Origin of the sequence: Falsiroseomonas oryzae, from assembly GCF_027856955.1 — a bacterium.
In the GTDB taxonomy this organism is placed as follows: domain Bacteria; phylum Pseudomonadota; class Alphaproteobacteria; order Acetobacterales; family Acetobacteraceae; genus Falsiroseomonas; species Falsiroseomonas oryzae.
Genome location: NZ_JAPSMD010000162.1, coordinates 1 through 11,468, shown reverse-complemented (window position 1 = coordinate 11,468; position 11,468 = coordinate 1). Strand labels below are relative to the sequence as shown.

The following is an 11,468-nucleotide window of genomic DNA, read 5'->3' as shown; positions in this document are numbered from 1 at the left end:
GGGATGCCCCCGCGGAGGAGCCCCAGGCGGCCCAGGACGCGCCCACGGCCGCCGCGCGCACCAGCCTGCGCGACGCCGCCGCGGCGGTGCTGGCCGCCTGGGACGACGAGGCGAACCGCGAGACAGATATCGTCGCCGCCCTCCACGGGCCGATGACGGCCCTCCGCGCCGCGCTCGCCGGCAAGCCTGCCCGCGCCCTCCGCGAGTCCGGCGCGCCGCGCAAGCCCCGGGAGGGCACGAAGCAGGAGACGGTGCTGGCGATGCTCCGCCGCGATGAGGGCGCCACCATCGCGCAGATTTGCGAGGCCACCGGCTGGCAGCAGCACACGGTGCGCGGGTTCTTCGCCGGCCTCAAGAAGCGCCAGGGCATTGCGGTGGAGGTGCTGGAGCGCATCCGCCAGGTCGGACCAAACAAGGAGGGCGCGAAGGGCTCGTACTCCATCTATCGTGTTGCGCAGCCGGCCTGAGGCCGGCTTGCATGGCCGAGGAGGGCCGCGATGCCGCTGGATGGAACCCGCTTTCTGCGCGGCTGCATGTGCTGCCTGCCGCCACGCCTCTCAGGCAGCTTTCCGTCTGCAGCGCCGGTCCTTTCGCCCGCTGGTGATCAGGCCTCGATAACGCCGACACTCGCTACCACCAGACCCGATGAAACGAGGCACGCGGCAAAGGCGGTGGAGCAGCGGAGCGCGGGGCTCGTCGACATCCACCACCACGCGATCCCGCCCTTCTATCTTGCAGAGAATCGGGAGCGGATCGCCGGCTCCCGCGGCGGCCAGATTAGCCGAGCTTGGCTGGAATGGACGCCGGAGCAGACGCTTGAAGCGATGGACGAGCATGGCGTATCGACTGCTGTGCTGTCGCTATCCACGCCTGGCGTCTGGTTCGGCGACATCGAGGCCGCGTGCCACACCGCGCGCCGATTCAATGAGTATGCGACGACCCTCGCGCGCGATCACGCAGGCCGCTTCGGCCTGTTCGCCGCCGTGCCCCTGCCGGACACGGAAGGCAGCTTGCGCGAGATCGAGTATGCCTTCGACGTGCTCCGCGCCGACGGCGTTGGGGTGCTCACGAGCTACGACGAGAGATGGTTGGGCGACCGCGCTTTCTGGCCAGTGCTAGAGGAGCTCGACCGCCGAGCCGCGGTGGTATTTATCCATCCAACGGCACCAGCCGCGTGCAGGACCCTCCTGCCAGGCATTCCCACGATGATGGCCGAGGTTCCGCAGGACACCACACGGGCGGTGATCAGCCTGCTGTTCTCCGGCGCTCTGGCGCAATTCCGTCGGATCAAGTTCATCCTCTGCCATGCTGGCGGCTCGGTGCCGGTCGTTGCGGGACGCATGCGCGACTACGCGCCACCAGAACTCGCGGGGAACCTGCCCGACGATGGCATTGAGGCGGCACTGCGCCGCCTTCACTACGACATCGCCGTCGGCGGTCACCGCGCGGCAATTGCGGCGCTCACAACCCTTGTCCCGACGTCGCAGATCCTCTTTGGCAGTGATCATCCCTACCGGCCGCTGGCCGAAACGGCCGCGACCCTCGGGCAGACTGGCTTCTCCGAAGCGGAGTTGCTCGCCATTGGCCGCGAAAACGCGCTGGCACTCCTGCCTCGGCTAAGGCCGAGGTGATCATCGGTGGCGCGGCTCTGGCTCAAGGCAGGGGTTGGCTTAGGCGTTCTGTCCGCGCAGCCTGAGAAGTTGGTGTGGGACAACGCGCAGCCGCGACATCGTCGAACACCCGGTCCTCGGCGGCGAGCACGGCCGCCCGTCCGGTGAAGGCCTGCCAGCGCCGCACCGCAATATCGATGTAGCGCGGATCGATGTCCATCGCGTAGCAGATGCGCCCCGTCGTCTCGGCGGCGATGATGGTGCTGCCGCTGCCGCAGAAGGGCTCGTAGACCGCGTCCCCCGGCGCGCTGTTGTTCAGCATCGGCCGGCGCATGCACTCCACCGGCTTCTGCGTGCCATGCACCGTGGCGGCGTCCTCGTCCCCGGCCGTGCTGATCGGCCAGAGCGTCGCCTGGTCGCGCGCGCCCTGCCAGTGACCCGTGGCGCCCTTGCGCACGGCATAGATCGCCGGCTCATGCTGCCAATGATAATCACCGCGCCCCAGCACGAAGCGCGACTTCGCCCAGATGATCTGGCTGCGGATCGCGAAGCCCGCCACCTCAAGGCTTTCGATCACCGTGCGGGCGTGCACGCCGGCGTGCCAGACATATGCGACGTCCCCCGGGAACAGCGCCCAGGCCTCGCGCCAGTCGGCGCGGTGGTCATTGGCCACCTTGCCCGTGCGCATCGTCGCCGAGACGCCCGCCTCGTTCCGCCATTCCGGATCGTAGTTCACGCCGTATGGTGGATCGCTGGTCATCAGGTGCGGTCGCGCGCCGTTCAGCAGCCGCGCGACATCTGCCGCGCTGGTAGCGTCACCGCAGAGCAGCCGGTGCGGCCCGAGCAGCCAGAGATCGCCGGGCCGGGTGACGGGGGCCTCTGGCGGCTCCGGCGCCGGGGCATCCGGAGCACCGCCGCCAGCGGTCTGTGCATCCGGCGCTGCCTCGCCCAACAGCCGGTCGAGGGTCGCGCCGTCGAAGCCAATCAGACCGAGGTCGAACTCGTCGGTCCGCAGCGCGCGCAGCTCGGCGGCCAGCAGGCCCTCGTCCCAGGTGGAGTTCAGCGCCAGCTGGTTGTCGGCCAGCCGGAAGGCGCGCGCCTGCGCCTCCGTCAGGTGCCCGAGCCGAATGGCGGGCACCTCCTCGAGGCCGAGCGCCTTCGCGGCGAGGACGCGGCCGTGCCCGGCGATCAGCACGCCGGCGTCGTCCACCAGCACCGGGACGTTGAAGCCGAACTCACCGATCGAAGCCGCCAGCTGCGCCACCTGTTCGGTGGGATGGAGCCGCGCATTCGCGGCATAGGGTGCGAGCGAGGCCACCGGCATCATCTCGACGCGAAGATCAGGCAGCATCGGCCACCGCCTCCGCGCGCGCTGCGGCGACGGCGTCGTAGCCCCGGCCGTCGTCCGCCAGCGTCACCGGCAGCTCGGGATGCAGCATGCGCCAGCGGGCGATGGCGAGGTCGACATAGGGCGGCGCAAGCTCGATGACGCGGACGCGGCGGCCGGTGCGCTGAGCGGCGAGGATGGTGGTGCCGCTCCCCGCGAAGGGCTCGAACACTACGTCGCCCTCGTCCGTGTAGGCGCGCATCAGGAACTCCGGCAGCGCGACGGGGAACACCGCCGGGTGCTGGGTCTCGATGCCGCGCCCCTTGTGCCGGGTGATGCGCAGCACGCTGTCGGGGATGCGCATCTCCTGCACCGGCAGGCCGATATGGGTGTAGGCCTTCACCTCGCCGTCGGCGGCGCGCAGCCCGCTGCCCTTGTTCGGCGTGCCGGCCCATTTGCACGGCACGATCTTGTTCGCCTGCCGCGCCTCCCTGTTGAAGTGGAAGACCAGCTCGAAGGCCGGTGCGAGCCGGCCGTTCCAGTCCCCGGGCAGGCCCGGGCCCTGGTCCCAAGCGTAGAGCCCGAAGCGCCGCCAGCCCTGCGCGCGCATCCAGTCGAGCCAGCCCTGCCAATAGGGCTGCCATTCGCCCTCGCGATGGATCAGCCCGAGGTTCACCAGCACCTGGGCGTCGCGCCGGAGCGCGCCTTCGAGATGCCCGAACACGCCCTGCATCAGCGCGTCCCAATCGGACACGCCGCCGGTCGTATAGTCCCGCTGGTTCCCATAGGGCGGGCTGGTGAAGAGCAGCGCCGCGCGATCCGCGGCCATGACGCGCGCGACGGTGGAGGGGTTCGTGCTGTCGCCGCAGGCAAGGCGGTGCTCGCCCAGCAGCCAGATGTCGCCGACCCGCGCCACGGTCCGGCGTGGCGGCTCCGGCTCCGCATCCGCGGGATCTTCCGTCGGCTCCGCGGCATCCGCGTCCGGCTGGTTGCCAGGAGCCGGCTCGGCGCCGCTGGCAACTGCCGGCACCGGCAGGTTGCCGGGCTCGGTTTCCAGTCCGGCCAGCAGGCGCTCGATCTCTGCGCCGTCGAACCCGGTCAGCGCCAGGTCGACGCCGCCCATGTCCTGCAGCTTCGCGACCTCGGCCGCGAGCAGCGCTTCGTCCCAGCCGGCGTTCAGCGCGATGCGATTGTCGGCGAGGCGATACGCTGCCTTCTGCGCCTCGGTCAGGCCGCCGCGGACGATGGTCGGCACGGTGTCGAGGCCGAGGGACTTCGCGGCCAGCAGCCGGCCGTGACCGGCGATGAGCTCGCCGCGCTCGTCCATCAGCACCGGCGCGACGAAGCCGAACTCGAGGATGCTGGCCGCGATCTGCGCTACCTGCTCGGCGGAATGCGTGCGCGCGTTGCCGGCATAGGGCAGCAGGGATGCGACTGCGCGCGCCTCGACGGCGCTCGCAGCCCAGGGGACCTGAGGCATCTGCACCTGCTCGCTAGTGGGCCCGCGGCCGCGTCATCGCGGTGGAGCGAGCTTCTTCCATTTCTGTCGGAATACCCATCGTGACATGCTGGACGCGGCACTCGCGACGGGGAAGCGGAGGCATAGTCGACAAAGTGACCTCGCGGGGCGTTCACATGCGGCGGCAGGCGCGTCGTTTCCGCTGGTAGGGGCGCGATCTTCCGGCGACAGTGTTACTGCCGCCAGCGCGGCTCGAACGGCAGCTGCGAGTGTGGAGGAAGCGCCATGGTCCAGCACGAGGCGTGGCAGCTCGAAGGGAGCGCCGCCGAGGTTTATGAGCGCCATCTGGTCCCGGCGATCACCTCGCTCTGGGCGGCTGACCTCGTCGAGCGTGCGGCGCCGCGACCCGGGGAGCGGGTACTCGACGTCGCATGCGGCACCGGCATCGTGGCTCGGCTCGCAGCCGGACGGATGGGGTCAGGGCGCATCATCGGCCTCGACATCAACCCCGGCATGCTCGCAGTCGCCCGCTCCCTGCCGCCGGGCCAAGGCCCCGCAATCGAGTGGCAAGAGGGCAGCGTGCTGGACATGCCGTTCTCCCAAGGCTCGTTCGACGTCTGCATGTGCCAGCTCGGGCTGCAGTTCTTCCCAGACCGCGCGGCCGCGCTGCGCGAGATGCGCCGCGTGCTGCAGACCGGCGGACGGCTTGCGCTCAGTGTGTTCTCGGCGATTCAGGACACGGCAGTGGCAACGGCGTTGGCCGACGCCCTGGACAGACGAGTTGGACCAGGTGCGTCGACCGTCAAGCGCGCCGAGCACGGCCTCTCCGACCCAGAGGAATTGCGCGGGCTTGCGACCACTGCGGGATTCAGCGACGTGGCCGTCCAGGGCGTGCCGAAGACCATCCGCTTTCCCTCACCGAGGCTGTATGTGGAGATCCAGTTGACGGCCACGCCGATGGCGGGCCTCGTCGCCGGGTTGGAGGACGGAGCCCGTGCCGCGGTAATCGAGGCGATAGCGCAGGACGTGGCCACCGCGCTTGGAGGGGCGGTCGATCGGGAATTCACCTCGCCGACGCGAACCCTCGTCCTGACCGCGCGGAAGTAGCACCTCTCGAGCCGTCCTGCAGAAACGCCATGCTGCAGCGGGCATCACTACGGTGGCGGTTTGCACTAGTTGCGCCGCTTTCGCCCAGAGCAGCCGTCCGCCATCCGCGGCCGAGGCCATTGCCGCAAGCCAACTCCCGCTAGTTGTGAAAACCGCCAGACCTGCACGTCACCCCGCGACGTCATGGCAACAGTGGCAACCCGCGGGACTGGCAACCTGGAAAACTGGCCTGGCGCTAGAGACCTTGCGCGCTTCCGCCCCCCGCATACAGCAGGCCCAGGAAGGACCCTGCGGCTCGCGAGCCACGCTTTGGATTGCCTGGCTCAGTGGCTCGTTCGCCACCGCCGCGTCGCATCGTCTCGACGTAGCGTGGTCATAGCCCCGCTGATTCGCGCGCCGCTACAGGGTGAATTGTAACAGCCTTTCCCGGGGCTGGCTCTCCACCACGTCGTCCCGTCGGATTTCCGCGACGCAAGTCTGCCGATGAGGGCGAGGGCCTTCCGCCTGCGGGAAGCAGCCAGGTATGACTGTCGCCGCCGGAAAGCCCGGCCGACCTTCAAGCTAGCTGTCTGGAGGCCATATGCTGGCGCGATATCGCGCTGTCTACGCTGTGCGGACAATCGGCCTGCCGAGCGGGTCCGCCTCGGATGTCGAGATCACGCGTCAGGACGATCCGTGGGCCGTCGCATGTCTCGTTTCGGATCCACTGCCGTACTGCCAAGAGATCTTCACGTGGGGCGTGCTTGCGGAAGGCATGCTGAAGGGCATGTTCTGCGGACGGGCGGCACCCCTTCCCCATGACGTTCCTGAAGTCGCACGGCAAAAGGCCGCAGACCGCCTGGCGTCACTTCCCTCCAACTGCGCTTACGTGGTGGTCGATGGCTTCTACGAGATTGAGACGCCCAACTTTAGAACGTTCCGTGACGCTGGCCCCAACCCGTTCGGGGCGGCGTTTCACGATACCCTCGGTCCCGAAATCACCGACCGCTTCAGCGGCATCGTTCATCGTGCGCTCGGCGCCATTCATCTGGCAGCAGCCGAGGGAGATTCGCCCCGATTAGAGAAGGTGGGCGAGCGCGCGTTCCTTCTCGACCCGGAGAGCAACAAGCCGATCTACCTTTTCCGGGCACAGGCGGGCACCGCCACTTTGTACGGCATGAGAACGCTAACCGAGCAGACCGCCGGCGAGCTTCGCACCCTTGCTGCAGTGCGACCACACCCGTACGATCCCTCACGCTCCCTCAAGCTCCTGACCAACGCCGACGAGAATCGAGACGATGCACTAGTGAGCTTTGTTAGCTCCTGGTCGGCATTGGAGATCTTCGTGGGCGGGCTGTTCGCCGAGCGATATGCAACGACCCCGCCTCAGTCCAAGCGCGAGCCGCCGCTCCGCCGAAGATTCGAAGTGATCGCGACCGACCTAAATAGCGCGAACGCCCGGGCTGACCTGGCGCTTTTCGACGACATCTACCGCGTACGGAATGCGCTCTTCCACGAAGCTTTCTTCGTGGATCTGCGCCAACCGTCCCATGACGCGCAGAAACTCGCCCGAAAGTACATCCGCCTCTACTACGGGACGGTGCCTCCCTGATCACGTCCGCCTGTCGGCAGCAACGCTATACTTGATCGAACTTCCGATTCATCAATGTCACGCCACCCTCTGCCGTGGTGTGAGCCCGAAGTGCATCGCCAGTGTGCCGAGCGCCCCGACGAGGATGCCCTGCGCCACCGGCCCGTGCACCGGCCGGCCCGACCAGCCCTGGCGCTGCGCCCATTCGCGCACCGAGAACTCGAGCCCGACGACGAACCACACGCAGGAGCCGGAGGGGCTGTCGTGTCCGCCGAGTGCGTCGACGGCGTTGGCGACACGGCGACGCGCATCGACTTGCCGGTTCGGCATCTCGTCGTTTGTCGAGCCGGCCAGCCGGATCAGCTGCGACGTAGCGATGTCGTCCAGCGCGGCGCTGCGGAACAGCGTCCGGAAGATCTGCCCCGCCTCGTGCATCTGCGGCGTGATGGTACCGTTGGCCAGCATCAGGCCGAGAGTGTCCACGGCGCGGCGGTGCTCGACCGGGCTGCCGGTCTCCGGATCGGCCTCGCGGACCGGCGCGGAGAAGCCGCCGTGCTGCAGCCGCCACTTCGACGGCTTCGACAGATCCTCGCGCTGCTGCGTCGCGGGCTTCGGCTTGCGCTTACTGGCCATTGTTCTGTTCTCCTTGCCGGCGCCCCCAGCGCCGCGTGGCTTCGTTGATGACGGCCTGGCGCAGCCAGGGGTCGGCGATGTCCTCGACGGCCAGGGCGGCGACACCGTGCCGGTGCCAGGCGGCAGCCCGCATGGCGTTCAGCTCATTGTCGTTGGAGGCCGTGCGGATGCCGCGATCCAGACTGGAGCGCGGCGGGCGAGGAGCACCGGGCAGCGTCATCGGGTGGCCCTCCGCGAGAGCGGGGTGTCGGCGTGGGTGTCGCCCGTCTCGTGGCCGAACGGGATCTCGTCGCCGCGCGACCAGTCGAACTCCGCACCACGCGGGGTGAGCCGCAGCGCCTCCACCTTCGCGCCGGGGAACTCCGCCCGCACGGCCTCGACCCAGTTGCGGCCCTCCCAGGCGCAGATCACGCGCCCGATCTCGTCGAGCGACCAGACCTCGCGAGCGCGGCCGTCACCCCCCTGCCCTTTCGCCCGCGGCAAGGCGTGCTGCTCGGCGGGCCCGCGGACGATGGCGAGCACGCTGCCGTCCGGCATCCGCGTCTCCCACACCTCCGGTGCCATTGGCACATGGCCGGCTGCCATGGATGCGCCGTCCAGCGCTGCCCAGGCGCGGCGCATCGCCTCGGAGTGCACCCGGACCGCCTCGAGGTCCTGCGCGGCATAGGCCGCCTGCCACTTGCGCCACTGCCGGTCGAAGCGCTCGCGCAGCGCGTCGTCGACGAGCAGGCGCAGCCGGCCGACGCCCCACTTCCGCTCCAGGCTGTCGGTCAGCAGGTCGACCGACTGCACCAGGCCCTGGATGGCCATAGTGATGCCCGGCATGGAATGCCCCCCTGCGGTCATGTGAACCTCCGTGCGATGTGCGCCGCTGCCGCGCCACTGAATGGCGCCCGGTGCCTCGAAATAGACCCTGTATCCTGCGCCGCTGGCCCACCGGTCCGGGCTGCGCCACTGCGCCACTGCCCCATGCCCCCTAAGGGGCATGAGGGCATGGGCCTTGCCAGTGGCGCAGAGGCGCAACCCTCCCCGGCAACCGGTCGTCGCATGGCTGCGCCACTGCTGAGCCAGTGGCGCAGGTCAGTGGCGCAGCTGCTCCGAGCCCTCCTCATGCCGCCACTCCGCCGGGCACCTTGACCCTTCGCTTGGGGTCGCGGTGCTCGGCACAGCGGCGCCGGTCCACCCGAACAGGACCTGCGCGGCGCGGCGTCAGCAGATCGAATGGCGCCCCACAGTCGGTGCAGTGACTGAGCCAGCGCACCAGTTCGATGCGTCGTCCGTCGCGAGTGGTGTGCGGTCGGATCTCGACGCACTCGAAGCGCTGATGCTGCACGAAGGCGATGCCGCCGAGCTCCGGACGGCCGGGCAGCGTGATCAGTTTCCTCATTCCTCGTGGTCCTCCTGTGCGTGAAGCCGCATGCCGGCGACGACCTGCGGGTCGTGTTCGAGCCCCTTGCGCGCCTTGCGCTGCTTCGGGCTCTGGTATTCGACGGTGCGGAGCGCCTTGCTCGCGAAGTAGGCGGCGAGAATCGCGCGTGCTTGTTCCTCGGTGCAGCCGGTGACCCTGGTGATCAGCTCACCGGCCCATCGGCCCACGTCCTGCTTGCGCGCGGACCAGCGCTCACCATCCTCCCGCGGCGTGCCGAGCTGCTCGATCAGATTGGCCGAGGCGGCGAGCGACAGCTCCTTGAACACCGATGCCGGGCGCCAGCGCGCGATGGCTTGGACGTGGTCGCCATTCGGCAGCGCGATGGAGCGCAGCTGCAGCCAGGTCGCGTCGAGCGGGCGCGGTGCGAGGTTGAGCTTGGCGTTGTCGGCGCGAACGAAGAACCAGCGCTCCTCTTCGTCGAGGCCGAAGCGCTCGGCTTCCTTCTCGTCCATGGTCCGCAGCGCGACTGCTGCTCTCGCCGCATCGACCAGCGCGGAGGCGCCGCGGAAGGCATCGGCGTCGCCGGCGATGCCGCCCTTGCGGAAGTGGTGCACCAGCAGCACGGCGCAGCCGGCGGCGTCGGCCACGCGCGACCACAGCGCGGCGGCGAAGTCGATCTGCTCGTTGCGGTTCTCCTCGAGCCGGTGCGACTTCACGAAGGGGTCGACCACCAGGAGCGTGATCTGCCGGCGCCGCAGCTCCTCGATGAGCGCCTCGACGACGGGCGTCGCCACCACGGTGCCGTCGGGCAGCCGCGCCGCAATCACCAGCGGCTGGTCGCGTCCGCTGTCGAGGAATAGCCGGCCGGCGAGGTCGGCGGCGGGAATGCGGTGGGCGATCAGGGCGGCCTGGACGCGCCGCAGCAGTTCGTCGCGCGGGTCCTCCAGGTTGTAGATCCAGGCCCGGCCCGGGCTGTGCACCGCCTCCTCGACCAGCGGCCGGCCGAGCGCGACGGAGAGCGCCACCGCCAGGGCGTAGGCGGTCTTGCCGGTGCCGCCCGGGGCGCCGAGGACGGAGACGAACCGCCGGATCAGGAAGTGGCCGTAGACCCATTCACGGGGCCGCAGCGCCGCGAGGTCCGCCGGGTCGAAGGGTGTCGCGACGAGGCTGGCCACTGGCGCGTTCTGGGCCCCGCTGGGCGGGGCGGAGGCGACCGCGGGGGCTTCCCCCTCCCAGTCTGCCTGACCGCCCGGTGCGCCCGCCTGAGCCGCGCCAGCGGGCAGGAGCGCGGCGACCAGCGACGGCTTGACCCAGAGCGGGTTGGCCTTGAGCGCCAGGGTGTAGAGCGACGCGTAGCCGATGCGGTCGGGTGGGCTGCGGAACCAGTGCTGCCAGCGCTCCTGGCAGGCCGCGTCCTGGTGCTTGGCCGACTTCGCCGACCAGGCGGTCCAGGCGGCGAGGCCCGCGGCGCTGCCGCCCGAGGCGCGCCACGCGGCCATGCCAATCGTCGACCACTCGTGCCACGGCAGGTCGGGATTGGGGATTTGCGCCAGCGCCGAGGCGATGTCCTCCGGCGAGCCAGCAGGGTCGGGATTCGACCGGTGTGGCGCAGCGTCCGGCGTCGTGGTTGCGGTGGGCTGCGCCAGCAGCAGCAGATCGGCGGCGACGTCGCAGATCGGCCGCAGTTCGTCGGGCGCCTCGGGCAGCAGGCGGCCGGAGACGGTGACGTAGCGCGGGCAGCGGTGGAAGATCTCGACGCTGCCGCCCTCGGGCATGGTGATGCGACGATGCACCGGGGCGCGCAGGCTCTCGTTCGTGCCGATGATCCGCAGGCCGCGGCCGGAGGGCGTGACCTCGGCGTAGCTGTTGGCCTCCTCGACCAGGCGCAGCGCCCAATCGGCCAGGGCGCCACTCACCGGATCGCGGCAATTGTCGAGGTCCAGGAATACGTGGTGCGGGTCGTCGCGCAGGACGTAGCCGGCGCCGTCTGCCTCCGCCGCGGCGACCGCGCCCATGGCGGCGCCGAAGCTGTCCCAGGAGGTCGGGTCCTGGGTGGAGGCGTGGCGCCAGGGATCGCTGGCGCGGAACAGCGGCTTGTCGGGCTTGCCGCCCGGCGTCGCCTCGGTCCAACGCCAGATCACCCAGTGCGGCCGGGCGGCGAGCGCACGCAGCGCCTCCGGCAGCGGGCAGATCAGCCCGTCGCCGTCGCGCGGCGGGACGCTCGCCGTGCCGTCCATCTCAGAACTCCGTGTCGTGGCTGGCCAGCGCGGGCGCCGGTGCCGGCGCCGGGGCCGGTGGAGCAGCCGGTGCGGGCGGCGGGACGTGCCGCGGCGGCGCGGCTGGAGCCGGCGCCGGTGCGCCCGTCGGCGCCGTGACCGTCACGCCGTCGAGCG

Annotated in this window: 11 protein-coding genes; 4 read left to right on the top strand and 7 right to left on the bottom strand. The window is 70.1% G+C overall.

Annotation, left to right across the window (positions count from 1 at the left end):
• Nucleotides 1-467 (top strand): DUF3489 domain-containing protein (locus OZN99_RS16195; protein WP_270936296.1); only part of this gene is annotated, 467 nt, incomplete at its 5' end.
• 30 nt (nt 468-497) lie between these two features.
• The gene (locus OZN99_RS16190; RefSeq protein WP_270936295.1) at nt 498-1,631 is read left to right on the top strand and encodes an amidohydrolase family protein; all 1,134 of its coding nucleotides are present in this window, start codon (nt 498-500) and stop codon (nt 1,629-1,631) included.
• A 22-nt stretch (nt 1,632-1,653) separates the two neighbouring features.
• On the opposite strand, the gene OZN99_RS16185 is transcribed toward OZN99_RS16190, so the two are convergent.
• Both OZN99_RS16185 and OZN99_RS16180 read right to left on the bottom strand, forming a co-directional pair.
• Nucleotides 1,654-2,961 (bottom strand): site-specific DNA-methyltransferase, encoded by a 1,308-nt coding sequence (locus OZN99_RS16185; protein ID WP_270936294.1) that lies wholly within the window; start codon nt 2,959-2,961, stop codon nt 1,654-1,656.
• On the bottom strand, nt 2,951-4,417 hold the full coding sequence (locus tag OZN99_RS16180) for a site-specific DNA-methyltransferase (protein WP_270936293.1): 1,467 nt from the start codon (nt 4,415-4,417) through the stop codon (nt 2,951-2,953). The genes OZN99_RS16185 and OZN99_RS16180 overlap by 11 nt, the downstream gene beginning before the upstream one ends.
• Nucleotides 4,418-4,681: 264 nt before the next feature.
• Here OZN99_RS16180 and OZN99_RS16175 point away from each other — a divergent pair, with 264 nt between their 5' ends.
• The gene (locus OZN99_RS16175) at nt 4,682-5,503 is read left to right on the top strand and encodes a class I SAM-dependent methyltransferase (RefSeq protein WP_270936292.1); all 822 of its coding nucleotides are present in this window, start codon (nt 4,682-4,684) and stop codon (nt 5,501-5,503) included.
• A 580-nt stretch (nt 5,504-6,083) separates the two neighbouring features.
• Nucleotides 6,084-7,094, top strand: coding sequence for a hypothetical protein (locus tag OZN99_RS16170; protein WP_270936291.1), 1,011 nt, complete (start codon nt 6,084-6,086; stop codon nt 7,092-7,094).
• Between the two features lie 57 nt (nt 7,095-7,151).
• On the opposite strand, the gene OZN99_RS16165 is transcribed toward OZN99_RS16170, so the two are convergent.
• The 5 genes from OZN99_RS16165 to OZN99_RS16145 form a co-directional block, all read right to left on the bottom strand.
• Nucleotides 7,152-7,706, bottom strand: coding sequence for a DUF6456 domain-containing protein (locus OZN99_RS16165; protein WP_270936290.1), 555 nt, complete (start codon nt 7,704-7,706; stop codon nt 7,152-7,154).
• Nucleotides 7,696-7,926: a hypothetical protein gene (locus OZN99_RS16160; protein WP_270936289.1), complete on the bottom strand. Its 231-nt coding sequence runs from the start codon at nt 7,924-7,926 to the stop codon at nt 7,696-7,698. The genes OZN99_RS16165 and OZN99_RS16160 overlap by 11 nt, the downstream gene beginning before the upstream one ends.
• Nucleotides 7,923-8,552, bottom strand: a complete 630-nt coding sequence (locus OZN99_RS16155) for a hypothetical protein (RefSeq protein WP_270936288.1) — start codon at nt 8,550-8,552, stop codon at nt 7,923-7,925. The genes OZN99_RS16160 and OZN99_RS16155 overlap by 4 nt, the downstream gene beginning before the upstream one ends.
• Before the next feature lie 262 nt (nt 8,553-8,814).
• The gene (locus OZN99_RS16150; protein WP_270936287.1) at nt 8,815-9,093 is read right to left on the bottom strand and encodes a hypothetical protein; all 279 of its coding nucleotides are present in this window, start codon (nt 9,091-9,093) and stop codon (nt 8,815-8,817) included.
• Nucleotides 9,090-11,312 carry an AAA family ATPase gene (locus OZN99_RS16145; RefSeq protein WP_270936286.1) on the bottom strand — a complete coding sequence of 741 codons (2,223 nt, stop codon included), beginning with the start codon at nt 11,310-11,312 and terminating at the stop codon, nt 9,090-9,092. The genes OZN99_RS16150 and OZN99_RS16145 overlap by 4 nt, the downstream gene beginning before the upstream one ends.
• Nucleotides 11,313-11,468 lie beyond the last annotated feature (156 nt).

Bases quoted from the DNA above. Each gene is read 5' to 3' on its own strand.
- OZN99_RS16190 (WP_270936295.1), top strand. From the start codon at position 498: ATGCCGCTGGATGGAACCCGCTTTCTGCGCGGCTGCATGTGCTGCCTG.
- OZN99_RS16185 (WP_270936294.1), bottom strand. From the start codon at position 2,961: ATGCTGCCTGATCTTCGCGTCGAGATGATGCCGGTGGCCTCGCTCGCA.
- OZN99_RS16180 (WP_270936293.1), bottom strand. From the start codon at position 4,417: ATGCCTCAGGTCCCCTGGGCTGCGAGCGCCGTCGAGGCGCGCGCAGTC.
- OZN99_RS16175 (WP_270936292.1), top strand. From the start codon at position 4,682: ATGGTCCAGCACGAGGCGTGGCAGCTCGAAGGGAGCGCCGCCGAGGTT.
- OZN99_RS16170 (WP_270936291.1), top strand. From the start codon at position 6,084: ATGCTGGCGCGATATCGCGCTGTCTACGCTGTGCGGACAATCGGCCTG.
- OZN99_RS16165 (WP_270936290.1), bottom strand. From the start codon at position 7,706: ATGGCCAGTAAGCGCAAGCCGAAGCCCGCGACGCAGCAGCGCGAGGAT.
- OZN99_RS16160 (WP_270936289.1), bottom strand. From the start codon at position 7,926: ATGACGCTGCCCGGTGCTCCTCGCCCGCCGCGCTCCAGTCTGGATCGC.
- OZN99_RS16155 (WP_270936288.1), bottom strand. From the start codon at position 8,552: ATGACCGCAGGGGGGCATTCCATGCCGGGCATCACTATGGCCATCCAG.
- OZN99_RS16150 (WP_270936287.1), bottom strand. From the start codon at position 9,093: ATGAGGAAACTGATCACGCTGCCCGGCCGTCCGGAGCTCGGCGGCATC.
- OZN99_RS16145 (WP_270936286.1), bottom strand. From the start codon at position 11,312: ATGGACGGCACGGCGAGCGTCCCGCCGCGCGACGGCGACGGGCTGATC.